Origin of the sequence: Pseudolysobacter antarcticus, from assembly GCF_004168365.1 — a bacterium.
Classification (GTDB): domain Bacteria; phylum Pseudomonadota; class Gammaproteobacteria; order Xanthomonadales; family Rhodanobacteraceae; genus Pseudolysobacter; species Pseudolysobacter antarcticus.
In genome coordinates this window covers 2,457,333-2,483,578 of record NZ_CP035704.1, presented here as the reverse complement: position 1 = coordinate 2,483,578, position 26,246 = coordinate 2,457,333, and the positions used below count along the sequence as shown (strand labels likewise).

20 protein-coding genes and 3 pseudogenes are annotated in these 26,246 nt (G+C 58.7%); 15 read left to right on the top strand and 8 right to left on the bottom strand.

Going from position 1 to position 26,246, the window contains the following annotated elements; translation table 11 throughout:
• The first annotated feature begins 210 nt into the window (after positions 1–210).
• On the top strand, positions 211–2,298 hold the full coding sequence (locus ELE36_RS10575; RefSeq protein ID WP_129833109.1) for a bifunctional serine/threonine-protein kinase/formylglycine-generating enzyme family protein: 2,088 nt from the start codon (positions 211–213) through the stop codon (positions 2,296–2,298).
• Between the two features lie 190 nt (positions 2,299–2,488).
• Positions 2,489–3,583 (top strand): choice-of-anchor Q domain-containing protein, encoded by a 1,095-nt coding sequence (locus tag ELE36_RS10570; protein WP_129833107.1) that lies wholly within the window; start codon positions 2,489–2,491, stop codon positions 3,581–3,583.
• A gap of 97 nt (positions 3,584–3,680) precedes the next feature.
• Here ELE36_RS10570 and ELE36_RS10565 read toward each other — a convergent pair whose 3' ends face one another.
• A complete protein-coding gene (locus ELE36_RS10565; protein WP_129833105.1) occupies positions 3,681–4,487 on the bottom strand; it encodes an oxidoreductase in 807 nt (268 codons plus the stop codon).
• A gap of 142 nt (positions 4,488–4,629) precedes the next feature.
• Here ELE36_RS10565 and ELE36_RS10560 point away from each other — a divergent pair, with 142 nt between their 5' ends.
• Complete coding sequence (locus tag ELE36_RS10560) at positions 4,630–5,229, top strand: TetR/AcrR family transcriptional regulator (RefSeq protein WP_129833103.1); 600 nt, start codon at positions 4,630–4,632, stop codon at positions 5,227–5,229.
• A 459-nt stretch (positions 5,230–5,688) separates the two neighbouring features.
• A complete protein-coding gene (locus tag ELE36_RS10555) occupies positions 5,689–6,045 on the top strand; it encodes a hypothetical protein (protein WP_129833101.1) in 357 nt (118 codons plus the stop codon).
• A gap of 9 nt (positions 6,046–6,054) precedes the next feature.
• Here ELE36_RS10555 and ELE36_RS20975 read toward each other — a convergent pair whose 3' ends face one another.
• The 4 genes and pseudogenes from ELE36_RS20975 to ELE36_RS10530 form a co-directional block, all read right to left on the bottom strand.
• On the bottom strand, positions 6,055–7,596 hold the full coding sequence (locus ELE36_RS20975) for a hypothetical protein (protein ID WP_165371564.1): 1,542 nt from the start codon (positions 7,594–7,596) through the stop codon (positions 6,055–6,057).
• Positions 7,597–7,788: 192 nt separating this feature from the next.
• Positions 7,789–9,240 (bottom strand): hypothetical protein, encoded by a 1,452-nt coding sequence (locus ELE36_RS20970; protein WP_129833097.1) that lies wholly within the window; start codon positions 9,238–9,240, stop codon positions 7,789–7,791.
• A gap of 411 nt (positions 9,241–9,651) precedes the next feature.
• Positions 9,652–9,780: pseudogene (locus ELE36_RS10535) on the bottom strand (ATP-binding protein); the annotation flags it as partial.
• A 545-nt stretch (positions 9,781–10,325) separates the two neighbouring features.
• Positions 10,326–11,048, bottom strand: a complete 723-nt coding sequence (locus ELE36_RS10530; RefSeq protein ID WP_129836799.1) for a helix-turn-helix domain-containing protein — start codon at positions 11,046–11,048, stop codon at positions 10,326–10,328.
• Between the two features lie 209 nt (positions 11,049–11,257).
• Between ELE36_RS10530 and ELE36_RS10525 the strand changes: the two genes are divergently transcribed.
• From ELE36_RS10525 to ELE36_RS10485, 10 genes are all read left to right on the top strand, one after another.
• Complete coding sequence (locus tag ELE36_RS10525) at positions 11,258–13,270, top strand: serine hydrolase domain-containing protein (protein ID WP_129833095.1); 2,013 nt, start codon at positions 11,258–11,260, stop codon at positions 13,268–13,270.
• 61 nt (positions 13,271–13,331) lie between these two features.
• Entirely contained in the window at positions 13,332–14,363 is a 1,032-nt protein-coding gene (locus ELE36_RS10520; RefSeq protein WP_129833093.1) for a dipeptide epimerase, read from the top strand.
• Positions 14,360–15,175, top strand: coding sequence for a peptide MFS transporter (locus ELE36_RS20735; protein WP_242512238.1), 816 nt, complete (start codon positions 14,360–14,362; stop codon positions 15,173–15,175). Before ELE36_RS10520 ends, ELE36_RS20735 begins: the two co-directional genes overlap by 4 nt.
• Positions 15,139–15,717 (top strand): POT-type proton-dependent oligopeptide transporter, encoded by a 579-nt coding sequence (locus tag ELE36_RS20730; RefSeq protein WP_242512237.1) that lies wholly within the window; start codon positions 15,139–15,141, stop codon positions 15,715–15,717. The genes ELE36_RS20735 and ELE36_RS20730 overlap by 37 nt, the downstream gene beginning before the upstream one ends.
• Positions 15,718–15,728: 11 nt before the next feature.
• Positions 15,729–17,465: an N-acyl-D-amino-acid deacylase family protein gene (locus ELE36_RS10510; RefSeq protein ID WP_129833091.1), complete on the top strand. Its 1,737-nt coding sequence runs from the start codon at positions 15,729–15,731 to the stop codon at positions 17,463–17,465.
• Between the two features lie 156 nt (positions 17,466–17,621).
• Entirely contained in the window at positions 17,622–19,547 is a 1,926-nt protein-coding gene (locus ELE36_RS10505) for a TonB-dependent receptor (protein ID WP_129833089.1), read from the top strand.
• A 50-nt stretch (positions 19,548–19,597) separates the two neighbouring features.
• Positions 19,598–20,005 carry a TonB-dependent receptor domain-containing protein gene (locus ELE36_RS20965; RefSeq protein ID WP_165371563.1) on the top strand — a complete coding sequence of 136 codons (408 nt, stop codon included), beginning with the start codon at positions 19,598–19,600 and terminating at the stop codon, positions 20,003–20,005.
• Positions 20,006–20,100: 95 nt separating this feature from the next.
• Positions 20,101–21,147, top strand: coding sequence for an N-acetyltransferase DgcN family protein (locus ELE36_RS10495; protein WP_129833085.1), 1,047 nt, complete (start codon positions 20,101–20,103; stop codon positions 21,145–21,147).
• 79 nt (positions 21,148–21,226) lie between these two features.
• Positions 21,227–22,324 carry a YkvI family membrane protein gene (locus tag ELE36_RS10490; protein ID WP_129833084.1) on the top strand — a complete coding sequence of 366 codons (1,098 nt, stop codon included), beginning with the start codon at positions 21,227–21,229 and terminating at the stop codon, positions 22,322–22,324.
• 136 nt (positions 22,325–22,460) lie between these two features.
• The gene (locus ELE36_RS10485) at positions 22,461–24,002 is read left to right on the top strand and encodes a serine hydrolase (protein ID WP_207215751.1); all 1,542 of its coding nucleotides are present in this window, start codon (positions 22,461–22,463) and stop codon (positions 24,000–24,002) included.
• A 69-nt stretch (positions 24,003–24,071) separates the two neighbouring features.
• Here the strand turns inward: ELE36_RS10485 and ELE36_RS10480 are convergent, their stop codons facing one another.
• Entirely contained in the window at positions 24,072–24,389 is a 318-nt protein-coding gene (locus tag ELE36_RS10480) for a membrane dipeptidase (RefSeq protein ID WP_207215750.1), read from the bottom strand.
• A gap of 88 nt (positions 24,390–24,477) precedes the next feature.
• On the opposite strand from ELE36_RS10480, the pseudogene ELE36_RS10475 reads away from it, so the two are divergent.
• Positions 24,478–25,266 (top strand): annotated as a pseudogene (locus ELE36_RS10475) (IS5 family transposase).
• On the opposite strand, the gene ELE36_RS10470 reads toward ELE36_RS10475, so the two are convergent.
• Together ELE36_RS10470 and ELE36_RS10465 are read right to left on the bottom strand one after the other, a co-directional pair.
• Positions 25,253–26,053 carry a dipeptidase gene (locus ELE36_RS10470; protein ID WP_242512236.1) on the bottom strand — a complete coding sequence of 267 codons (801 nt, stop codon included), beginning with the start codon at positions 26,051–26,053 and terminating at the stop codon, positions 25,253–25,255. The pseudogene ELE36_RS10475 and the gene ELE36_RS10470 overlap by 14 nt on opposite strands.
• A pseudogene (locus tag ELE36_RS10465) lies at positions 26,047–26,205 on the bottom strand (transposase); the annotation flags it as partial. The gene ELE36_RS10470 and the pseudogene ELE36_RS10465, both read right to left, overlap by 7 nt.
• Between the last annotated feature and the right edge of the window lie 41 nt (positions 26,206–26,246).

The window sequence follows — 26,246 nt, the reverse complement described above, 5'->3', positions numbered from 1 at the left end:
CAAACGATCGTGTCAGTTGGTTCGACCGAGGATGGAGTAATCCTCGGTCGAACCGACTGATTTTGAACTGACAGATTGCCAATTTGCCAACTGACCAGTCTTTTGCATGACCCCGTCGGACGTGATCGGTACGGCCAGCGATCACATGCCTTTCGCATATACCCAGGGCGCGTCGGGTAAACTGGCGGCAACTCCCGCTATGCGTTGCTCATGACTCTGCTCCGTTCGCCTTTTGAAATTCCCGGGTATCGTTTTGTTCGACGCATTGGCCGTGGCGGCATGGCCAGCGTGTATCTGGCTTTGCAGGACTCGTTGAAGCGGCCGGTCGCCATCAAGATCCTGACCAGCGAACAAATTCCTGGCGAGAAAATGTCGGCGCGTTTCGAGCAGGAAGCGCGCACCATCGCACGACTTGACCATCCGCATATCGTCAGCATCTACGACGTCGGACGCGATAACGAGGGTCAACTTTTCTACACGATGCCGTATCTGCCAAACGGCGATCTGCGCGGGCAGGGCATCGGCAGCGATGAAAATCGCATCATCGACGTCATGCGAGCGCTCGCAAGCGCGCTCGGTTATGCACATACGCAAGGCATCGTTCACCGCGACGTGAAGCCGGAAAATGTCTTGTTCGATGCGCTCAAACGACCGTTACTGGCGGATTTCGGTATCGCCTTCAGCACCAGCAGTCCGGATCGCCTGACTCGCGAAGGCGCCACGCTCGGCTCCTCCGGCTACATGAGCCCGGAGCAGGCGATGGGGCGGCAACTCGATGGGCGTTCCGACCTGTATAGCCTTGGTGTGTTGTGCTACGAAATGCTGACCGGCGACAAGCCATTTCATCGTCCCGATTCGCTGTCGATGGCGCTTGCGCATCTGAACGAGCCGGTGCGCCGCCTGCCACCGGAGCGTCGCCATTGGCAAACCATCATCGACAAAACGCTGGCAAAGAATCCCGATTCCCGTTTTCAGGATGCAGCACAATTGCTCGCCGCGTTGGATGAACTGGACGATCGACTGGCTTCTGGATTGAGCACGGTCTGGACCCGTTCAATCGCCAAACTTTCTGCGGCGGTGTCGCCGCGCTATTTGCTTGCGCTCGGCGCGGTTGTATTGGTTTTGCTGCTGAGTCTGGCGGGATGGAAATGGTTACCGCGAGGCGCGAAGACTTCCTCTGCGGCGCAAGCTGCCGTTGCGCAAGATCGTGCCGGCGCCTCGGCAGGAGCCAGGACTTCGGCGAACAATCCAGAAATCGATCGACTGCTCATCGAAGGCCAGATGCTGATCGAGCGAGGGCAGGTGATCGCCCCGGATGGCGAGAACGCTGCGGAACGATATCTGACAGTTTTACGGGCTGATCCCGCAAACCGCGAGGCCAGCGCCGCCCTGCAAAAAATATTCAAGATCACGCTGGCGCAAAATTTCCTGCTGTTTGATGGTTATGGCGCATCGGATCGTGCGACGAATGCCGATCCGCGTCTGGTCATGCAACCGGTGCGCGATAACGCGGCAGCGCAAAAAACGGCGGCGCGTCGGAACACGGCGACGAATTCTCGCAGCGCCAATTCGACGTCCGATAAACGCGGTTTGCAAGCCGGCGCGCGACTGCGTGATCCGGCAGGCCCCGAGTTGGTGTATGTGCCGAAAGGTCAGCCCGACGAATCCAGTCAGCAGCCGGCTTTGCAGGCGTTTGCGATCGCTGTCACCGATGTCACGCGTGGCGAATATGCCGAGTTCATGCGCAGCTCGGGGCGTACCGCCAGCGAATGCCGCGCGCCGTTGTCGCTGGTATCCCGTTTGCGCGATCTGTCATGGCGTACACCCGGATTTGCGCAAGAGGATAACCATCCGGTGGTCTGCGTGAGCTGGCAAGATGCGCTGGCGTACGCGCGCTGGTTGTCACAAAAATCCGGGCAGAATTATCGATTGCCGACACAACAAGAGTGGTTGCATGTGGCGCGCCAGATCACGGCGACCGATGCGTGCTCATCCGGCAATGTCAGCGACCGCGCTCGTGGCGGAATCGGCCGGCATTTCGATTGCAACGACGGCTTTACCAACACCTCGCCGGTCGGCAGTTTTCCGCCATCGCCATTGGGCATCGCCGATCTCTCCGGTAATGTCAGTGTGTGGATGGGCGACTGCGCAAATACCGACTGCACCGATGTCTGGTTTCGCGGCTTGTCGTGGCGCGACGGGCCGGGCGATTCCAACCTCGAACGTCGCGGCCACAGCGCCGCGGATATCGGTTACACCACGATCGGCTTGCGTGTCGTGCGCAGCATCGGCGAGTAATTTTGGCTTTGGTCTGAGCGGGGGAAATTCGCGCCAAGGCATCAGGGCACGTGCGTTGGAGTCTTGGTTGTCGGCCATCTTTTTCGAATCGAAGTTGGCGATCTCGTCCAGGCCAGCTAACCGATGGTCGAGCCGAGTCCGAAATGGCATGATGCCACGAGTTTTTTCTTCGTCGGGATGGGGAGGGCGCATGCGCCAGATTCTTGTTATTGCGATATCGCTGATGCTGACACCCGGGCTGGTGCTTGCCGGCACCACGATCGTGGGCGGAAACTTACCAGGTTCGGGTCAGACTTGGACGCCGGCTGGTAGTCCGTATTTGATACTCGGCGATACTACCGTGCCGGCAGGCGCGTTCCTGACCATACAGGCCGGTACCCAGGTGCAGTTCGCCAGCAACATCGACGGACAGTCCACCGGGCTGAACGCTACGCGCGTCGAGCTGACCATTAACGGCACCTTGAATATCAACGGTACGGCAGCCAGCCCCGTGATACTGAACGGGCAAAACAGTTCTACATCCGGAAACTGGTTCGGGATCGTCGTCGGTCAGACTGCAACATCAGTCGTGATCAACCATGCGAATATCAGCGGTCCGATCTATGGCATTTACTCGAGCGCCGCCGGCAACGTGTTGCAGGTGGCGTCCAGCACGATCAGCAGTGCCCAGAGCGCAGGAATCAACGTCTTGGCCGGCACACCCACACTGGATGCGGTGAGCATCGGTCCAGGCCAGATCGGCATCAATTACAACGGCAATTCCGGCGGCACTGTCAGTAATTCGCTGATCGGCGGCAACAGCTATGGCATCTACTACGAGCCGACGGCCGGTTCTCCCAGCCTGCTGATCACACAGTCAACCTTGCATGGCAACACCTACGGGGTGTTGATGGCTTCGGGCGGGACCGGCACCGTGTTTAGTCTGCTATTGAACAACTCGCTGATCACGCAGAGCAGCAATACGGGCGTTTATCGCGATACCTTTGTCGCTGCCGCCAGCACAGTCTCAGTCACCTACAGCGACGTTTTCAACAACGCTACCAACTACCAACATGTCGTTGCCGGCGTCGGTTCTATCAGCGCCGATCCGCTGTACATTGCCGCACCCGGCGATCTGCACCTGCGCGCAGGCAGCCCAGCCATCGACAGCGGCTCGGCCAGCAATTCCTCGGCGCACGATCGCGATGGCAATCCGCGGCCGCTGAACGGTGGCAGCGGCACGGCCAGTTACGACATGGGCGCCTACGAGGCCGCTGACGGCATCTTCATCAATGGGTTCGACTAACCTGTCGGAAACGACTGGAAATCGGTCACAATCGACCGAAATGCGTATGCCCATCGCGTCGATGCTGGAAACCGCCGCTACCGTTGTCTCTTCGAGCCTAGGCCGGAAATTCGTTGAACTTTCGCATGATGCTGTCGACCAAACGCTCTGGCATGAAACGGCGAACGGAGCGCACCTGACTTGACTGCTTGCCTGCTGAATATCGCAGCTTCGGTTTCCGAGCCGTCGCGGCCCTGACCACCGTGTCGGCAACGACCTGCGGCGCATCGCCTGCTTCGATCCACTTGCGCATCAGGTTTTCGCTGCGCACCCGATCGATCGCATAGACCGGCAGCAGTTGATCGGCGCGCGTCAGGTTCTCTTCGAACGAGGTGCGTGTAACCCCTGGCTCAACCAGTAAAACGCGTATACCGAAGGAACGCACCTCATGATCGAGGGATTCCGAATAGCCTTCGATGGCGTGTTTGGTTGAGGCGTAAAACGCGTTGAACGGCGAAGGGATGAAGCCAAGGATTGAGCTCATGTTGATGATCCGGCCGCTCTTTTGCTTGCGCATGATCGGCAACACGGCATTGACGACGCGCGCCACCCCAAAGACATTGACGTCAAACAGGCGCTGGACCTGATCGATGGAAGATTCCTCAGCGGCCCCAAGAAGGCCAATCCCGGCATTGTTGACCACCAGGTCGATCTGTCCTGCCTGCTTCATGATCTCTTCAATCAGCGCTCGCACCGAGGCTTCGTCGGTCACGTCGCAGATCAGCATGGTGACACCCGGCGAGCTGGCCACTGGCTTACGGCTCGTGCCGAACACCCGGTAGCCTGCGCGCACGAGTGCTTGAGCCGTTACGAGGCCAATGCCGGAGGAAGCCCCAGTCACCAGGGCAACGTTTTTTTTTTGGATCTGTCATGTCATTAACTCTCATTGATGGTGGATAACCTGATTGTAATGATGATTATCATAATCTAAAGTGTCAAGCTTTGATTATGGTCATAATCAATGATATGTTGACGAGCCAACGCTGTTTGATGGAAGAGGTTCGCGAATGAAGGTCACCAAAGCACAAGCTCAAGACAACCGCGCGCGCATCGTCGATACCGCCGCGGCCCTGTTCCGGGAACGCGGCTACGACGGTGTGGGCGTCGCCGAGCTGATGGCGGCTGCCGGCTTCACCCATGGCGGGTTCTACAAGCACTTCCGCTCCAAAGCCGATCTCATGGCCGAAACGGCAGCGAGTGGGATTTCACAGCGCGTGGCAAATAGCGGTGGTGCAGACCTTGCCGAGTTCATCCAGCATTATTTGTCGCGGGAACATCGTGACCAGCGAGGCGCCGGTTGCACAATGGCGGCCCTCAGTGGGGACGCGGCGCGTCAATCAAATGAGATCAAGGCAACGTTCGCAGATGGCATTGAAAGCAGCCTGGCGGCTTTCAAACGCGAAGACAAACCAGTGGACGAACTGAATCGGAACGAAGTGCGGGCAAAGATGATCGATACGTTCGCCCATGCGGTTGGCGCACTGGTGTTGTCGCGTGCATGCCCGGATGACTCAGCCTTGGCAGATGAAATTCTGGAGGTTTGCCGCACGCAGATTCTTGCGTCGTTGCTACAGAAAGAGGCGGATGACGACACGGCTTGTCGGTGATCAATAGCGAGCTTGGGCGATCTCGACAGAACGTCCTGAGAATCACGAGCTCTCATGTTGCGGAGCAACGCCAGCTCAAAGGGAAAGTGCGTGAGCTGGAAAAACGCCTAAACGCACTCTCAAAAAAGAGCGAGCCAAATCGTGGCGGCGCGAAAGCGAAACGCTGAAGACATCTTAAAAATGAAAAAGGTGACACGTTAAGGCGGCATGACATGATTAAGCGGTCACATGACATGTTTAACTGGTTAACGACTGTCGTTGACCGCTTTACCTCGTCATGCGTTGGAATAGCGGAACAAAGCCATGATTTTCATGCGGTTGCGCTAGTCGCACGAATTTGAATCGTAGTGAGGGACAAAAAAAGTGACCCGGTATGGCGGTCGAACTGAAATTCGCGACGTGATTAAGCGGTTCGAACCACCATCAGTTACTCAGGTGGTAGGCGTTCACCGAAGTAGATTGGGTAAACAGATTTCGTCTACCGATACAACGACCAATCTGCTCAAGCCGGGTGGCATTCTTGCCGTGATGGATTTTTATGTGTCGGAAGCAAATCCCGATCGCGGTTTTGCAAAACACAGTGGTATGGAACGCTGGTTCTGGCGTAACTGGTTCGCCCGCGATGGTGTGCATCCGAATGCAGAGCATTTGTCGTTGCTCCGGCAGCTTCTGCCAAACTACGATATCGTCGAAAGTCAGGCGAGAGTGCCATATTTGCCCCTACTTCGAGTACCGTATTTCCAGTCCATCGGGCGCAAACCAATGGAACGATGCGGCGCTGCAAGCGCTTACGCAGTGCGGGACTTGGGGCCCTAACTGACGATCCTAGGGCATGAATGAACAATCGATGGACGTTCCGTCCGCTCCAGCTCCAGCAGCGTTATAGAACGACAGCCCGCCGGTGCCACCTGCGCCAGCGGCTCCAGAAACGAAGGAGTTGCTTGCCCCTGCTTGGCAGTAGTTCGGCGTGCCGACTCCGAAGGTGTAGATCCCGAAGCTAGAACCGCCACAGCCGCCGCCGCCGCCCGAACCATCTCCGCCGCTGCCGCCCGAGCCGCCGTGACCCGCGACGTCCGTGCAAAAGATCACGGGTACGCCCGTCGTGCCGCCAAGACCGCTGCCACCACCAATTCCACCGAAGCCCCCGTTGCCGCCGCTACCGCCTCTGCCTCCAGTGCCGGCAAATATGCGATTGACCGTGACAACGGGCGCCGCTGATCCTCCGTAAATGAAAATGGCGAAAGTGCCGCCACCGCTGCCGCCGCTCGCTCCACCGGCACCAGCACATGCGCCCGATCCGCCGCCGCCGCCGTGACCACCAAGCGTGTCCTTGCCGTTGCCATCGGCGCAAGTCGTGTGGCCCGTTATCGGCTCGCACTTGCCGCCACCGCCCGCGCCACCACCGCTGGCACCACCGCCGTTGCCGCCCGCGTTGCCATTCGGTGCAATTCCGTTCATCCAATCGCCGCCGACCACCGAACCGGTCGCGGCGGTGCAGCCGGCGACGCCCGCAGCATTTCCGCCATCGCCGCCGTTGTTGCCGTTGAGGCCGGATGTCGTCATGCCGGATAGGTAGCAGACGTAGCCACCTTGATTCGATGAGTAGACCTGAATGCTGTCGTCGCCAGACGTCGCGCTGTTACCCGCCGCCCCATCGTTGGCGCCACTACTCGTGTTGCCGGCGCTGCCGCCGAGTGCGGTGTACTTGATCCACGTGAACATGTTGCAGCCGGGTCCAGCCTGGGTAGTGCATGAGCTCATCACCGGGCAGCGGTTGCCGCCGCCGGCGCCCCCCGAAACCGAGACACTGCCGCAGGTGAAGGTTCCGCCGTTGGCGTACTGACGGTTACTCGATGAATTGCATTCACCGCTTCCAATCGCGTCGAATGCGTCGTACAGGGCATCGGACACCGAGAGATTCGCATTCCGGCCTGTGCCTGACACGCCGTTCGCGCCATCGGCGCCGGACGTGCCGACTACGCCGGGACCTCCATGTCCACCGAAGATGATGTTGTGGGTGATGTGCAGGTTAGCGTTTGCGTTTGCTATGTAGATTGCGTAGGAATTGCCTCCGACCTTGGCATTCACCGATCCATAGATGACAAAACCATCGAGGATGGTGGACCCGCTTATATTCGACGCGACCACGGTGCGATCGTGTACCCCCATGGACGATACGCCGTTGACAACCGTGTAGTTCGTCAAATCCCGCGCCCAATTTACCGTCGAGTATTGGCCGTACACACCCACACCGTCCGCCAGTGCGATGCTTTCGCCGTAGGTGCCTTCCGCCACCACGACAGTCTTTTTGACCGCATCTGTATTCGCGACAGATATGCCGTGCGTAATCGTCAGAAACGGCGACAACTTTGTCCCCGGATTCGTGTCGAGCCCAGAGGACTGACGAAATACGCTGCGTTAAGGTCGACATCGAAACTGTCGCCGAAAACCGCGTCGCTGCCGGCATACACGACCCCGCAAAGTGCCGCGCAGGCGACGGCAAGGGGTATCACTTTGAACCATGTCAGGAATGCGTGCATGTGCGCCCTCGCGAATCGGTCAGTTGAACGAGCAGTGCGCCATGGCGCCCGCCGCTCCGGAACCTCCGGCATTCACCAGCGACACTCCACCCGTGCCGTTGACCCCGCCGAAGCCACCCACGAGCGTGTTACTGGCGGCGGTGCAATAACTCGGCGTCCCGATGCCCGAGGTGTAGATACCGACGCTGGTGCCACCACAGCCGCCGCCACCGCCCGAACCGCTGCCGCCGCGCCCGCCGTTGCCGCCGCGTCCTCCCGCGCCGGCGCAGAACGATGGGCCACTCTGGCCGCCTTGGGTACCACTGCCCCCGAGCCCGCCGGTTCCGCCGGCACCGCCGTTGCCACCGTCGCCGCCATCGCCGAGAAACACCGTATTTCCCGTGACAACAGGAATGCTGCCGGGTGTCCCCAAAATGAATATTCCGAACGCGCCGCCACCGCCGCCGGCGGCGTGACCGCCTGCGCCGGCACAGCCGCCCGAACCGCCGCCGCCGCCATGACCGCCGAGCAGGTCCTTGCAGCCGCTCCCTGTGCACGACGCGCCACCTCCCGCCGCGCCACCGCCACCACCGCCTCCCGCCGATGCCGCGATTCCGTCGGGCGTCGAACCGTTCGTCCAGTCGCCGCCAGAGACCGACCCTGCTGCCAACGTGCAGCCAGCGCTGCCCGGCGCATCCGCCCCCAAACCGCCGGCAGTTCCGTTGCTGCCGGCGAGCGGCAGCGAATTGCCGCCACTACTCGGCAGGAAGCAGGTGACCGATTGGTCAAGTTGGCCATCGTAGCCGCGAATGCCAGCGACCCCGGCGGAACCGCCGCCAGCGCCACCGGCAGCGATTCCCGCGGACGCCGGCGACGTCGCGGTGCTGTTTTGTGTGGAGAGCACGGGAGTGCAATTGTTGCCGCCGCCATTGCCGCCAGAGACAACGCCGGCGCCGGGGCAGGTAAGTACGCCCGCGCCGCCGGCTGGACGATTGTTGCTGCTGTTGCACACGCCCGTGCTGGTCGCTGTAAATGCGTCGAGCGCCGTAGAATAGCTGCCTCCGTTGACGCCGGGGGTACCGTTCAGGCCAACAGCTCCGGAATAACCACGTCCGCCGTGACCAGCGAAGATCGCGTTGTCAGTGATGTGCAGATTGCTGTTTGAGCCCGCAACATAGATCGCGTACGAATTGCCGCCGCTCTTGCTATTCGACGATCCGTAGACAACGAAACCATCGAACGTCGTTGCCGAGGTGATATTGACGGCCACCATTGCGCTGTCGTGGCTGCCATTGGACGCAACACCGTCGATAACCGTGGCAGTGCCCGTGCGCTCCCAATTGCCGGGTTGGTATCCTCCGTAGAGATTCACACCGCCGCTGAGCGAGACGCTCTCATCGTAAATCCCGTCGGCAACCAAGACGTTCCGTCGCGTCGAATCGATCGCAGCGGCCGAAATCCCCCGAGTGACTGTCAGGAAGGGAAGATCCATGGTTCCCGGGTTGGAATCCAACCCCTGTGGGCTGACGAAATAAGACGCTGCTAGAGCAGGGCCGTCGAAGCCGTCGCCGAAGATAAAGTCGTCAGCAAACACCGGGCGCGCAAAAGCGGCCAACACGCCCAGTGTCGCCACGTAGCACCACGTGACTCGCATCCTTAACATCGCCGCCTTTGCTCCGTAAGCGTCTGCTCGCAGCATACTCTGTCGGGGCCAATCCTCAAGGGGGTTCTACCCCGCTAGGGATACGTCCTCTGGACACATATTTGCGTGAACCTTCAGTGCATCAGTCGCGACAAATTCGGTTAGTTCGGACACCCAGGTGGTGCAAGCTAGCGTATTTTTTAGTGCGTCATGCTGAAAACACTATTTCTAAACCCCTATATTAAAATGGTGCAGTAATCTTCAGGGTTGATTGGATTTTCTGGTTCTCATTTCCTTTTTGTAGTTTGCTGAGCTGGTCTTGAAGCGGTAGCTGTCGTTGCCCGTTTCCAGGATATGGCAACGGTGAGTGAGCCGATCCAGCAGCGCGGTTATCCTCGAACGGCAGTCGCCAGGCCTGGCGTTTTGTTCAGGAACGACTCAAGAAAACCCGAGACGACCTCGCTTCAGCACCGCTCAAGGTGGATACTGAGTTCCAACTCCGGCGCCCGGGAGCGCGCGCCCTGCAAAAAGCCTTCGCCTCGCTGACGTGGAATGCGCTGACACCGGAAGCAATTTTGCTGTCGCTCAGGCAGAGTGTTGATTTTCGGGTTGGAGTGAGCCAATTTTGACAGCGATTTTCGCGGAACTTTAAGCCACAAAATTGCATCCAGCCCCAGAGGGCATCCAGATTCTCTGGCTCGGGCATTCAATGAAAATTCCAGCTCAATGTTCGACGGAAATCGACAGATAGCGGTTCCGATGGCAGCTTTCGCTGACCCTCAAGTCTCGCTAACCGCAAAAAGCACTGCAATATATATTTTACACTTCAGATAGTTACGTCACTTTCTGCGAAAATTTCCAGAATCCCGACCAACCCTCGATATGGACTAAAACGCAGCGTCACCCTGTACAGAGGCCGCGCTAGCTCGAGTATCTCAACGTCTAGAGGATCGGGTCACTCGTAGAGCGCTCTTCGTTGCGACCTGAGCGAGAGCGCGCTTACCACTATTGCCGATCTTTTTATGCACGTCCGCGTCATCGCCATGAAGAGTAAGCAGCGATTCCATTAGTTGGTCGTCGGCAGCGCTGGAACACACGCCCAGCAACAGGGCTTGCTCGCATCCGTCGCCAGCTACATAGGCGTGGCCCATGTTCGAGTCGATGTATACAGACTCGCCGGCCTGGAGCACGATCGTGTCGTAAAACTCTGTATGCACCGCGACGCTGCCTTCGATTACGTAGATATACTCCTCGCCCGAATGGCGAACCAGCGCACCAAACTCGTCGAGGCTCTTGGCTCGTACGCGCGTGAGCACCGGGATCATTCGCTTGCGTCGCAATTCCGGACACATGTAGTAATAGTCGTAATTGGGCGTGTTGACGCGGATTGCATCCTCGATACGACCAATACTGCGACGCGCGGTTACTGCGGGTTCCGCCCCCGTGCCCTGCTGGGTAAACAGCTCCGACATCGGAATATTCAACCTCTGACTGAGCTGTAGCAGCTTGTCATAGGTCAATGTCAGGCGATCGTGCTCTACCTTCGACAAAGTGGATAGCGGAATTCCGCAGCGCTCGCTCATCTCCTTGAGTGTCCAGCCATGGCGCGCGCGCAAGCTGCGCAGCAGGCCTCCGATCGTAGGATGTTGTGTTGGCATTTTCGTCAGGTACTCCATCAAGGCTGAGGCAGTCTCGCGCGACTAGCAAGCAAGCTTGGCCCCATGATCGCGGTTTCATTGGAAATTGACCAGCGGGTTGACAATTCTCTAATCAGGTTCATTATTGCGAAATAGGACAGTGTCGGTCTGGATCGCGCTCATGCGCCAGCGCCCTTCATTGCCAATGCACTTACTGAAGGAGATATCTGATGCGTCCGACATTCGTTTTGGCCAGCATACTCGCGACACTTATCTGCTTGCCGCTTGCATGCCTCGCACAGTCGGTTACGCCACCGGCCGTTTCGGCGTCGTCCGCGGTGGCTGTCACTCCCTCGCTGGAGCTGTCAACCGCAAATGATGCCGACCATCCAGCGCTGAATCGCCCCGATCTGGAGGCATGGCTGGACGGATACATTTCCTACGCACTCGCTCGCGCTAACATCCCCGGTGCGGTTGTGGTCGTGGTGAAAGATGGCAAGCCGCTGCTGGAAAAGGGCTATGGCTATGCCGACCTCGCGACGCACAAGCCGGTCGACGCCCAGACCACGCTGTTCCGTCCCGGTTCGATCTCCAAGCTGTTCACCTGGACCGCAGTGATGCAACTGGTCGAGGCGCACAAGCTCGATCTGGATGCAGACGTCAACCAATACCTCGACTTCAAGATTCCACCCTACGAGGGCAAGCCGATCACCCTGCGCAACATCATGACTCACACCAGCGGAATTGAGGAACATGCGCATGGCCTGATCACCACGCTGCCAAAGGATGCAACGACGTTGGAAGAGTACGTGAAGACCGTGCCCACACGGATCTTCGCGCCGGGTACCACGCCGTCGTATTCCAACTACGCGACTTCGCTGGCCGGTTACATCGTGCAGCGCGTGTCGGGCGAGTCGTACGACGACTATATCGACCAGCACATCTTCGCGCCGCTGGGCATGGTTCACGCCAGTTTTCGTCAGCCGGTGCCCAAGGCGTTGTTGCCCGATCTGTCGGAAGGCTATGTGCCGGGCAAGGACACGCCGGTCGGCTTTGAAATCGTCAATCCGGCGCCCGCGGGCAGCGCCACCGCATCGGGTGCGGACATGGGTCGGTTCATGATTGCCCACCTGCAAAATGGCGCGTTCGGCGACCATCGCATCCTCAGCGAGGCCACCGCCAAGGAAATGCACAGCACAGCGCTCGACATTCTTCCGCCGCTACATCGGATGGTGCTGGGCTTCTACGAGGCCAACACCAATGGTCGTCGCGTGATTGCACATGCAGGCGACTTGCAGGCTTTCCATTCCGATCTTTATCTGTTCCTGGACGACGGCGTTGGCCTGTTCGTTTCGTTCAACAGTCCGGGCAAGGAGGGCGTTGCCGGCAAGATCCGCGTTGACCTGTTCAATACGTTCGCCAACCGTTATCTGCCCGGTCCGAAACTGGCCGATGGCAAGGTCGACCCGGCTACGGCAAAACTGCACGCTCAGCAGATGGAAGGGACGTACGAAGGCAGCCGACGTGCTGATGATACGTTCATATCAGTGCTCAATCTGTTCACTGATCAGAGCAAGGTCTTGGCCGACGGCAAGGGCTCGATCATTGTGCCATCGCTTACCGATTTGAGTGGCGATCCGATCAAGTGGCAGGAGATTGCGCCGTATGTGTGGCGTGATATCAACGGCAATGATCGACTCGCAGCGAAAGTCGTGGACGGCAAAGTACAGCGTTACAGCGCCGAATGGATTTCTCCGTTCATGCTGTGGGAACCGGTGCCTTGGTGGCGGTCTGCGGCGTGGCTCAAGACGTCGCTGATACTGGCATTGGGCGCCTTGTTATTGACCGTGCTCGCTTGGCCGATTTCGGCTTTAGTGCGTCGGCGCTACAAGTTGCCTTACGCACTCGTCGGCGCTGACGCCTCCGCCCATCGGGTAATCCGGGTCACTGCGCTGGTAGTGCTGGCGACGGTGTTGGCATACGCGGGAACCGTCGTCACTTTCTTGAGCAATTTCAATTTGTTGACTGCGAGCACCGACTGGCTAGTGCATTTGTTGCGCCTAATGGCACTGTTTTTGTTCCCGATTGGCGCGCTCGTTTCTGTCTGGAATGCGGCGATGGTCTTGCGCAGCGAGCGCGTGTGGACGGCGAAGCTATGGGCCGTCGTGCTCGTGCTGTCGTTGGTCTGCATTCTCTGGGTGGGGCTGGCTTTCCACATGATGGGTTACAGCGCCAGCTACTGACAGCGCAGCGCGTCGATCCTTGCGTGCTTGCTGTATTCAATCCTTGTCAACCGGAGCGTCCATGAGTCCGCAATCCTCGCCTCGTCTCACCATGAAAGTGCGTAACGAACCGCTGGAGTTCACGTCACCATTTCGCATTTCCGGTTATGTGTTCAAAGCGATGCCTGCGACTGTAGTTACCTTGTCCGATGGTGAATTTGAAGGACGTGGTGAAGCAGCTGGCGTTTATTATCTGGATGACAATCCGGACAGCATGCTGGCTACGATCGAGGGGTTACGTGCGACCATTGAATCTGGATTGAGTCGTGACAGCTTGCGTGAACTGCTGCCACCCGGCGGCGCGCGCAACGCGCTGGATTGTGCGCTGTGGGAACTGGAATCGCGTCGTGCGAGTGAGCCCGTATGGAAGCTCGCAGGCGTGTCGTTGCCTCACTCCCTACTGACCACGTTTACTGTCGGCGCGGACGAACCCGATGTGATGGCCCACGGCGCGCGTGCGTGGGCTCAGGCGCGTGCGATCAAACTCAAGTTGACTGGTGAGCTCGCCCTGGATATTGCACGCGTGCAGGCCGTGCGCGCGGCGCGCCCCGACGTCTGGCTGGCAGTCGACGCCAATCAGGGTTATAGCCGCGATGGTTTTGCCCCGTTGATGATCGCGCTGCGGAACGCCGGAGTTTCATTGCTGGAGCAACCCTGTCGCCGCGGTTGCGAAGCCGAGCTCGACGGCATCGAGCATCTGATCCCCATTGCGGCCGACGAGAGTGCGTTAAGCCTAGGCGAGATCGATGCATTACCGGGCCGTTTCGATGTGGTCAACATCAAACTCGATAAATGTGGAGGCCTCACTGAAGGCTTGCTGATTGCAGCCAAGGCGCGCGAACTTGGCCTGCAGGTGATGGTCGGCAACATGGCCGGCAGCAGTTGGGCTGCCGCACCAGCATTCGTGCTGGGGCAGTTGTGCGACATCGTTGATCTGGATGGACCGCTGTTTCTCAAACAGGATCGAATCCCTGGTGTGCAATATTCGGATGGTCGCGTCGACTGTCCCGAAGCAGTCTGGGGTGCGGCGCAGGCAGCGGTGCAAAGCGAGTGAACGAGCGCCTGCCCGAGTGCACCGCCGCGTTCGATTCAGGCCGATTCGAGGCGACCTGGTTCGGCCAGCCGCGTGGTCTCACCGTCCTTTTCCTGACCAACATGTGGGAGTTCTTCTCCTACTACGGCATGCGTACGCTGCTGGTCTATTACATGACCAAGCAATTGTTGTTTGCACAGGAAAAATCGTCCTTCATCTACGGCTTTTACACGGCAGCGGCCTACTTCACGCCGATTCTCGGCGGCGCGATCGCCGATCGCTGGCTCGGCAAGCGTCGTGCGGTGATCATCGGCGGCAGCATCATGGCGCTCGGCCATTTCATGATGGCGTTTGAATCACTGCTGTATCCCGCGCTCGCAACCATCGCGTTGGGCAATGGATTGTTTCTGCCCAGCCTTCCCAGCCAGATCAATGATCTCTACAGCGCCGACGATCCGCGCCGCGGCCGAGCGTACAACATCTATTACGTGGGGTTGAATATCGGCGGTTTCATGGCGCCACTGATCTGCGGCACGCTAGGCGAGATCTACGGTTGGCATTACGGTTTTGCCGCAGCTGGCATCGGGATGTTCGGCGGTCTGATGATTTATTTGGCCGGTGGCCGCTATCTGCCAGTTGAGCGCGAACGCAAGACGTTGCCGGTGGCAACTCATTCGGCTGGCGGCCGCGATCTGAAGATCTGGCTGCTGCTGCTTGGCGTCGGCATTGCGGCAACCGTGTTCCGGGGGCATACGAACAGATCGGCAACACCATTCCCTTGTGGACCGATCAGGGCGTGGATCGCCATGCAGGTAGTTGGACGATTCCGATGACTTGGTTCCAGTCGCTCAATCCGCTCCTCGTTATCGGCATGACCCCTTTGCTACTAATGCACTGGCGGCGCCGCGCGGATGTCGGTCGTGAAAGTTCACCGGCACGCCGCATGGCGATCGGTGCGTTGATCGTCGCGGTTGCGTATCTGGTGCTGGCCTTTCTGTCGGCGAGTACTGGGGTCGAACGCGCCAGTTGGGTATGGCTCGTGGTTTTCTTCGTGATCTTCACGCTGGGCGAGCTCTTCATTCTGCCAACTGGATTGGGTCTGTTCGCTCGTTTGGCACCGCCCCGGCTCGGCGCAACTACGGTGGCCGCATGGTTTCTGGCGACCTTCAGCGGCAGCCTGCTGGCGGGCGTAGTGGGCACGCTCTGGAGCCGTGCCAGTCACGCCGGATTCTTTGGCTTGCTGGCTGTGCTCGCTACCGCCGCGGCACTGCTTTTGTGGCTGCTCGACCGCCCGATTCGAAAGGTCGAGACAACCCGCTTGGTATCTCGCGAACCGGCACTCGCCGAACCTGATCAGCCGCGCCAACTTTGTTGAGGAAACCAGCCATGCGTATCTTGCATCTGTCTGCACTAGTTCTTGCCCTTGCCCTTGCCGGTTGCGCAACCACATCGCGAACCGGCACCAACACTAACGCTGCCGAGCATTACGATCTGCTGATCCGCAACGGCGTTGTCTTTGATGGCAGCGGAGGTGATCCGCGCCACGTCGATGTTGCGGTACGCGGCGATCGCATCGTCGCGCTGTTGTCGAGTGGCAACGATGCGATCGCCACAAAAGTGATCGATGCCAAGGGCCATGCCGTCGCGCCGGGTTTCATCAACATGCTGAGCTGGGCGACCGAATCGCTGATCGCCGATGGTCGTGGCATGAGCGACACCAAACAGGGTGTGACCCTGGAGGTTTTCGGCGAAGGCTGGTCGATGGGGCCGTACAACGCAAAGATGAAAGCCGACGCAATCAAGGCACAAGGTGACATTAAATATCCGATCGAATGGACGACGCTGGGCGGTTATCTCGACTACCTTGTAAAGCGTGGCGTTACGCCGAACGTTGCCTCGTTTGTCGGCGCGACCACCGCACGTATCAATGTGCTCGGCGAGGACGATATCAAGCCCGATGCTACGCAGCTCGCACACATGCAGGACATTGTGCGGCAGGCCATGCGCGAGGGCGCGCTGGGCGTTGGCGCATCGATCATCTATCCGCCAGCCACGTTCGCTGACACCCATGAGTTGACCGCGTTGGCACAGGCCGCCGCCGAATCTGGCGGTGGCTATATCGCGCACATGCGCAGCGAGGCCAACCGGTTTCTGGAAGCGCTGGACGAAAATATCGCCATCGGTCGCGCCACTGGCCAGCGGGTCGAGTCTTATCACCTCAAAGCGGCAGGCGAGAAAAACTGGCCGAAAATGGCGCTAGCAATCGCGAAGATCGACGCTGCCCGGGCAGATGGCATCAAGGCCAGCGCCAACATGTACACCTACACTGCTGGAGCCACTGGTCTGACGGCAGGACTGCCGCCATGGGTGCAGGCGGGCGGCGTGGATGCCATGATCGCGCGGCTGAAAGATCCGGCGGTTCGCAAGCGCGTGATCGCCGAGATGAAGGATTCCTCCGCCGACTGGGAAAACATCCGCCTGCTCACCGGTTCCGATGATCGCGTGCTGTTGGTGGATTTCAGGAGCGACAAACTTAAACCGTTGATCGGCAAGACGCTGGCACAAGTCGCGACAATACGCGGCACCTCGCCAGAAGAAACGCTGATTGATCTCATCATCGAAGATCAGGGGCGCGTGGGCGCGGCCTATTTCTTGATGAGTGAGGACAATGTTGAGCTTGGCCTCAAACAGCCGTGGGTGAGCCTTGGTTCGGATGCAGAATCCTCGGCACCTGAAGGCGTTTTCCTCAAGTCCAGCACACACCCTCGCGCCTATGGGAATTTCTCGCGTTTGCTCGGGCATTACGTGCGCGAGCGCAAGTTGGTGTCGCTGCAAGAGGCCATCCACCGGATCACAGGGCTACCTGCACACAACTGGAAACTGACTGAGCGCGGCTGTCTTGACGTTGACTGCCATGCCGACATTGTCGTGTTCGATCCCCAGACGATTGGCGACCGTTCGACCTTCGACAAACCGATGCAATACGCCACCGGTGTGAGCGATGTATTCGTCAACGGCGTACAGGTATTGCGCGATGGTGAACATACCGGCGCAACGCCGGGACAAGTGTTGCGCGGTCCTGGCTGGATCGGCACCACACGCGAAGCTGCAACTCGACAATAGCTTAAATGACGCGCTGCGGATTGACATTTCTCTAATCAGGATTAATAGTCTCATTTGGGATTAAATAAAGCCGTATTGGGCAAATTTCGCACTGATATGTCCTAGCCCATCGACATTCGTCTTTTGTGGCCACCGCATGACTTCTGGAGTATTAACATGAACCGATCCATTTGCCGGAACACCTACCGAAGTGCACCCTTGGTCATTGCCATTGCTGGCGCATTGTCTCTGCTCGCCTGCGGCGTGGCGATGGCAGAAGACGACTCGAGCTCACCGCTAAGTCCGGATCAGGAATCCGTTTCAAAATCGCCCAACCCGGTGACCAAGAAAATCCCTGCAGCCGAAGATTCCAGCGCTAATAAGGCCGTCAATCTCGAAACCATCGTGGTCACCGCCAACAAACGTGCGCAGAACATTCGCGATGTTGCCTCCGGCATTAGCGTGGTCGGTGAGCAACAGATTGAACGCAGCAATGCCACCCAATTGTCGGATTACGCTGACTACGTACCTGGTTTTCAGGTAACAAGCGACGGTACGCCAGGGCAGACGCGCGTGTCCATGCGCGGCATCGCCGTATTGTCTTCCGGCAGTACCGTAGGCACCTATCTGGACGAAACGCCGGTGGGTTCGAGCGGCCTCTATCAGGCAGCGACGAATTTTGCACTCGACCTGTTGCCTTACGACATCGCACGTGTGGAAGTGCTGCGCGGCCCGCAGGGCACCTTGTACGGGGCGGGTGCGATGGGTGGCTTGCTGAAATATGTAACCATCCCGCCTGATCTTGAAACCTACAGCCTTCGCGTTGGTGGCGGTGTGTCCGATGTTACGAGTGGGGATTCAGGCAATGACTTCCGCTTTGGTGCCAATTTGCCGCTGGTGAAGGATCAGCTTGCGCTGCGTGTTGGATACGCGCGCAATAACTTGCCCGGTTATATCGACGATACAGTTCACGGCAACCAGAATGTCAACAGCGGATCGCAAACCAGCGGGCGGGTGTCCCTGCTCTGGCAGGGCGATGCGGTGAGCGTGCAACTTGGGGCGATGCGACAGACCATCAAAAGCGACAACAACGCTACGGTAGCGCTCGATCCAGTGACCATGCGGCCGATCGGCGGGGATCTCAGCAACCTAGTCTCCGTCAACGAGCCGTTCTCCAAGAGCATCGATTATTACTCTGGAACGGTGAATTGGGATTTGGGCTGGAGCGACTTCGTATCGGCTACTGGCTACTCCGACACCCACACGAAACGCCGGCAGGACACTACTGTCGCTTACGGTAACTTCGCCGATCTCGCACTTGGCCTGCCAGCTCCGGGCAGTTCTTATTTCGACACCGGTTTGAACCTGACCAAGTTTTCGCAGGAATTTCGTCTCGCGTCCAAGAGCGACGTCCGTTTTGAATGGCTTGTCGGCACTTTTTACACGCACGAGAAGGGCAACCAAAATCAAGCGATCTTTCTCAACCAGCTCGACGGCAGTCCATTAGCAGACCCCTATGGCGCCATGTTTGGAACCCTGGCATCGCTGGAATTGCCTGCGACGTATAAAGAAACGGCGATTTTTGCCAACGGCACCTACAAGTTCACCGATCAGTTCAAGCTAGGTACTGGCGTTCGCTACGCCAAGAACGATCAGCAGTTCAGCCAGAACAATATTGCCGGTGCGCTTGTGACCGTTGGCCAAGAGCCGGGTAGCTCCAGTGAGGGTGTTTTTACTTGGAGCCTGACACCGCAGTTCGAGCTTTCCGAGCATGCGATGGTGTATGGCAAAGTTGCCACGGGCTATCAGCCAGGCGGCCCCAATGTCGCGTTCCCGGGCCTGCCTTCCAAGGTAGATTCATCCACGCTCACCAGCTACGAATTGGGTACGAAGGGTTTGTTTGTAGACAAAACCGTGCAAATCGATCTGGCCGCGTTCCATATCGACTGGAAAAACATTCAGGTTCCGGCTTCGTTCGGTGGCAAGAGCGGGCTGGTCAACGGTGGCAAGGCGACCAGTGATGGCGCGGAGCTCGCCAGCGTGTACCGGCCCAACAGTAGTTTCGAGCTCGGATTCAATGCCGCTTATACAAAGGCCAACTGAGCCAGGACTACACGCCTATTTTTATCCCGACGCCGGGTGGACTTCTGGATTTGAGAAGCGGTCTGGCCGACGACAGACTGCCCTATGTTCCAAAACTGTCCGCATCGCTCACCAGCGATTACTTCTTCCCTGTTGGTACATGGCAGGGCAACATCGGAGGCGGCGTGCGCTGGGTGGGAAGTCGACTGAACGGAACGACGGAACGCCAACAGGTAGCCGATGGGGTACCCGTATTCACCTATCCGCTGCAGCTCGATAGTTACGCGGCCATCGATCTTCATGCCAGCATATCCAATGAGAATTGGACGATTCGTGGTTATGTGAAGAACCTCGCAGACAAGCGCGCCTATTCGTCGATCGCGCGGAATGACAATCAAGTCACCGGCGCCACCCAAAACCTGCTAGCGGTGCCCATTCAGCCTCGCACCATCGGTCTGGAATTCGACTACCGGTACTAAAAACTTAACAGCTACGGTTGTTCCATCGAGCTCCGCCATTGACTACAACGGTCAATCGCGGAGCAACGATTCGCGCTAAACGACACTTACCCCACATGCGCCATATTCCGGTTCCATTGATTTCACCAGCCGATGCGCTACCAGGGCCTTATCTGCTGTTCCTTGGCGATACCAAGGAGCCCGCTTACGCAAAAACAGCATTTGGGTTGCGCGATTGGGCCGCAGATCGTTGCGTCGGCGAATTCCACATCGAGGGAGCCACCGTATCGACCGGATTGGCTGCAATGACTCCAGCCCAAGCTCATGCGAACGGAGCACGAGCGTTGGTGATTGGTGTCGCCAATGCGGGCGGTTTCATTCCAGATCACTGGCAGCCGGCACTGGTGAACGCGATGGAGGCGGGACTGGACATCATCAGCGGGATGCACACGCGGCTCGCCGATATGCCTGCGCTGCAAGCTGCTGCCATACGCACGGGCCGGCAGCTGATCGACGTGCGTCGACCACCGTCCGATATTCCCATCGCCAATGGTCGCAAACGCAGTGGCAAGCGCTTGCTGACCGTTGGCACGGATTGCGCGCTCGGCAAGAAATACACGGCGTTGGCCATCGCCCGCGCTTTTAGTTTCCGTGGACTTGAAACCCATTTTCGCGCGACCGGCCAGACCGGCATTCTAATTGCCGGCGGCGGCATTCCTTTGGATGCAGTAGTGGTCGATTTCGCCGCTGGCGCAGCCGAGATGCTATCGCCCGATGCATCCGAAAATCATTGGGACGTCATCGAAGGACAAGGCTCGGTGTTCCATCCTGCCTATGCCGGTGTGTCACTCGCGTTGCTTCACGGCAGCCAACCAGATGTGATCGTGGTGTGCCACCAGCCAGGACGCGAACACGTTCTCGGCCATTCCCAGTTTCGGGTGCCCAGCATCGAAGAAACTATCGCATTGACACTCCAGCTCGGACGACGCACAAACCCATGCATTCGTTGTGCGGGAGTCAGCTTGAATACTGCGCACCTTGGCGAAGCGGAAGCCGAGGTGCTGCTCGCCAGCGAAAGTCTGCGGCTGGGTTGCGCTGTCGCAGATCCGATACGCGGTGGCGCGGCGTTCGATCGGCTGGTTCAGGCATGCCTGGAAAATTGATGGCCCAATCTGGTTTCGACATGAGTTATCCATCGGTCTCCCACGCATTTTGCATGCTCCAATTCCGAGCTGACGCCCGATGACGAGCCAATCGAGCCGATTCCAGCGCTACTGGCTGCCGGGGCTGGCCTTCAAAGCGGTGGTGATCGGTGGCGGCTATGCAACTGGGCGCGAACTGGTGGAATTCTTCATTCCCGGTGGTCCGCTCGGCGGTCTCTTGGGAATGCTGCTGGCGATGCTGATCTGGAGCGTCATATGCACCATTGCTTTCATGTTCGCGCACGAAACCGCGTCCTTTGAGTACCGGCGATTTTTCCAGGAGCTGCTGGGGCCGGCATGGGGATTGTTCGAGGTCGCCTATGTGCTGTTCCTGATCCTGATCCTTGCCGTATTCGGAGCTGCGGCCGGCGCAATCGTCGCAGCCATGACCGGCTGGCCCACGATAGTCGGCACGTTGGCTCTGATGGCCGGCATAGGCACGATTTCCGCATTCGGCAACCACTCGGTCGAGCGCCTGTTCAAATGGGTCTCGTTCTTCCTTTACGGCATCTATATCCTGTTTTTCATCTTTGTGCTGAGCACGTTTGGAGACCGCATCGTGCTGGGTTTCAGCGTGCCCGCCATCAACGCCGGTTGGGCCGTTGGTGGCCTTACGTATGCCGGGTACAACATCATTGGCGCCGTCGTCATTCTTCCCATTACGCGGCATTTCGTGTGCCGTCGCGATGCCGTGGTGGCTGGTTTGCTGGCCGGTCCGCTGGCGATGATCCCGGCTCTGCTGTTTTTCGTCTGCATGATCGGCTGGTATCCGCAGATCGGATCCGAAACCCTGCCGTCAGACTTTGTTTTGCAACGATTGAACCGACCGTGGTTCCACCTGCTGTTCCAGGCCATGATTTTCCTTGCTCTGCTTGAGAGTGGCGTGGGCGCCGTGCACGCAATCAACGAGCGGATCAACGCAGCGTGGCAAGTCCGCAAGGGAGTGCCGTTATCCACGATGGGTCGCCTGCTGATTGCGAGCGTCTTGCTCGTGGGTTCGATCTTTATCGCCGCCCATTTTGGTTTGGTGACACTCATTGCCAAGGGCTATCGCGCACTGGCGTGGATGTTCCTGCTGGTTTATGTGGCCCCCGTATTGACGCTCGGTGTTCATCGGCTTTGGCGTCGGCATTCGTGAATTGAACGCTGCCGACGCATGGTTCGGCAGGATTTGCATTGAACAGGAGATCGATATGAGTTGCCTTACCTCGCGTCCTTTGCGGTCACTTCTGGCTGTGGCCTTGCTCAGTGTCCTCGTGCCCTCGGGATTTGCAATGGCTGAAGTCCCCATCGACTTCGATGCGCATATGGAGGCGGCAATGCACCAATACGGTGTTCCCGGCATGGCCGTATCCATCGTGGAAGATGGCAAAACCGTGTTGGCCAAGGGTTATGGCGTGCGCAAGCTGGGTTCGCAGGAACTCGTCGATGCCGACACCCTATTCGTGCTCGGTTCCACCACCAAGGCCTTCACCAGTGCGGCGTTGGCGATACTGGTGGATGAGGGCAAGATCGGTTGGGATGACAAAGTCACCGATCATCTGCCCGGATTCCAGATGTACGACCCGTGGGTGACTCGCGAGATCACCATTCGCGACCTGCTGGTGCATCGCAGTGGACTCGGTCTCGGCGCTGGCGACCTGTTGTTCGTGCCACGTACCTTGCGCACTCGCGCAGAAGCAGTGCATGCGCTGCGCTATATCAAGCCGGCCACGAGCTTTCGTAGCGGTTATGCCTATGACAACGTGTTGTACATGGTTGCCGGTCAACTGATCGAGGCGGTGAGCGGCCAACGTTGGGAAGACTTTGTGCGCGAACATGTGCTCAAGCCGGCCGGGATGAACCATTCCACCACCGACGAAGTGGATCATTTTGCGACATCTGATCGGGTACAGCCGCATGCCAGACTCGACGGCCGCATCCGCGGCATGGGTCATCTGGAAATGCTGGATGAACGGCAAGGCCTGCCGCAAGCTGCGGCACCGGCCGGCTTGCTGGCCTCCAGCGCCAACGACATGGCGCGCTGGTTGGCGATTCAGCTGAACCATGGGGCATTGCCGCAGGCAGGCAAGGACGGGGCGCGATTGTTTAGCGAAGCGGCATCGCAGGAAATGTGGACGCCGCAAGTGCTAACGCCGATCAGCAAGTACCCGGCGCCGCTGGATGCGTTAACCCCACAGTTCTCCGCGTATGCCTTGGGCTGGGACGTTGAGGACTATCGCGGCATCACGATCTTGGAGCACGGCGGCGCGGTGCTCGGCGAACAGTCGCTGGTGGTGCTGTTGCCGAGTCGCAATGTCGGGTTCGCGATGCAGGCGAATTCCGAAGATGGCGGCGTGGTGATGAAAGGTCTGATGTATGAGTTGCTCGATCACTATCTCGGTGCTCCGCACCACCACTGGGTAGCCGATTTCGGCGCCTTCAAGAAACAGCGTCAAGCCGCTGCGATCGTGGCGTTGGATGCGATGGATCTGGCGCAAGCGAAGATCAAGGCGGGGAGCGGGAAGCCACCGTTGCCCTTGTCGGGTTATGTCGGCAAGTACGCCGACCCGTGGTACGGGCCGATCGACGTCAGTCAGGATAAGGCGCGGCTGCGGATCGACTTTACCAAGACGCCGAATATGGCAGCGACACTAGAGTATTGGCAGTACGATACGTTCCGCACGGTCTGGGACGACAAGGGCATTGAACCAGCTTACGTCACCTTCGCTCTGGACGCGTCAGGCAAGGTATCCCGGATCAACATGAAGTCGGTCTCGCCGCTCGCTGATTTCAGCTACGACTTCCAAGACCTGGTTATCACGCCGCAACCCTGATCGTCGATCCGCCTGAAACAGTGCGGGTGGCCGGGACTGCGATGCGTCCCGGCCACAACCATCTGAGCTCTATTCGGTTGCTAGTGGTTTGCCATCAATGGTCAGCATGGATGGCGACTCGGTCGCTTGCAGCCGCTTGGCCACCGCCTCGGCCTCGCGCATCACCCGAAGCATGTTGCCACCAGCTACGGCCGCGAGATCCTTATCGGTCCAGCCACGACGGGCCAGCTCGATTAGCAGCGCCGGATATTTGTCGACGGCATCGAGACCTTTGGGTGTCCTGGGAATGCCATCGAAGTCGGAACCGAGACCGACGGTCTCGACACCCACGAGTTTGCGGATGTGCTCGATATGATCGGCCACCACGCCAATCGTCACGATCGGCACGGGATGATGTTTGTCCCAATCAGCCAGCGCGGCCTTAGAGCCTGTTCAAAGTCTCAATCTATGAGACCGGCGTGCTGATACTGGCGGAATGAGATCAACCTATCCGAGTGACATCAGTCGCGCCCAGTTTGAGCAAATTCATCCTTTGCTGGAAAGCGCACGCAAGAAGACCAGCCCGCGTCGGGTGGATCTGTACGAGGTATTTTGCGCGGTCCGCTACCTCCTCAAAAGCGGCTGCCAGTGGCGCATGCTGCCCACGGAGTTTCCGAAATGGCGAACGGTGCATTCGTACTTTTCGATCTGGAGCGAGCCTGACGAGAACGGCATCAGCCTGCTGGAGCGGGCGTTAAAAAAATCAGGTGGGCGCGGCGCGTATCAAGCAGGGGCGCAACGCCATGACGAGCTTCTTGATCGTTGATGCACAAAGCGTAAAGAACACCGACACGGCGACGCATAAGGGCTACGATGCCGGCAAGAAGGTCTCGGGATCAAGCGGCATATTGCCGTGGATACGCAGGGACTGCCTCACGCTATTGCGGTGACTACAGCGGAAGTCACCGATCGCAAGGGCGCCTTGCAGGCGATGGATCGATGTCAGGCAAACCTACATCGGGTACAAAGTGTCCTAGCGGATGGCGGCTACGTCGGCCAGCCCTTTGCCGAAGCGGTCCAAGGCGCCATCGGTGCCACCGTGCAGATCGCCCAACGCAATGAATTGCATACCTTCGCCGTTATCCCGAAGCGGTGGGTGGTCGAGCGCTCCTTCGCCTGGTTGGAGAAATGCCGACGACTCTGGAAGAACTGCGAGCGCAAGCTCAATACCAGCCTCCAGTTCATTCACCTTGCCTTCCTCACGCTACTGCTCAAAAGACTTTGAACAGGTTCTTAGCGCGCTCGGGCTGACCGATATACAGACCGCCCGGTGGTGCGTTGTAGCGAGCCTGTTCCGCCGCACGATCCGCGTCCCAGTGCGCAGTCGCCACTGAATCAAAGCCGGGATAGAAATTCACCATGACGACGCCATGATTTTTGGCGACCAACTGCAACATATCATCGGGCACGTTGCGTGGATGATCGACCAATGCGCGTGCACTGGAATGCGAAAACATCACGGGTGCGGCGCTGACGGCGATCGCTTGCCGCATCGTATCGGGCGAGACGTGGCTGAGATCGACCAACATGCCGAGCCGATTCATCTCGTGCACGATCGCCTTGCCGAACGGCGTCAGGCCATGGTGCACCGGAGCGTCGGTTGCCGAATCGGCCCAATCAATGTTCCTGGTATGTGTCAGCGTCATATAGCGCGCGCCGAGCACGTACATCTGACGCAGTACGGCCATCGAATTGTTGATCTGATGACCACCTTCGATGCCGATCAGTGAAGCGATCCGACCTTCGCGATGGATCCGATCGATGTCATCGGCGGTGTAAGCCATTGCGAACACATCGGGATAGCGGGCCACCATCGTCCGGACGATATCGATTTCTTCCAGGGTCATCTGCACGGCCGCCGGGCCAGTCACCGTCGGCGGAATCCAGACCGACCAGAACTGTGCGCCCATGCCACCTGCGCGCAGGCGCGGAATGTCCGTCATCAACGGCGTCTTTTCATCCAGTGGCTGGCCATGGCCGGCATGATCAACTAGTAAGTCGACATGCGCCACTGGCAGCCGCTTTTGAGGAGGTAGCGGACCGCGCAAAATACCTCGTACAGATCCACCCGACGCGGGCTGGTCTTCTTGCGTGCGCTTTCCAGCAAAGGATGAATTTGCTCAAACTGGGCGCGACTGATGTCACTCGGATAGGTTGATCTCATTCCGCCAGTATCAGCACGCCGGTCTCATAGATTGAGACTTT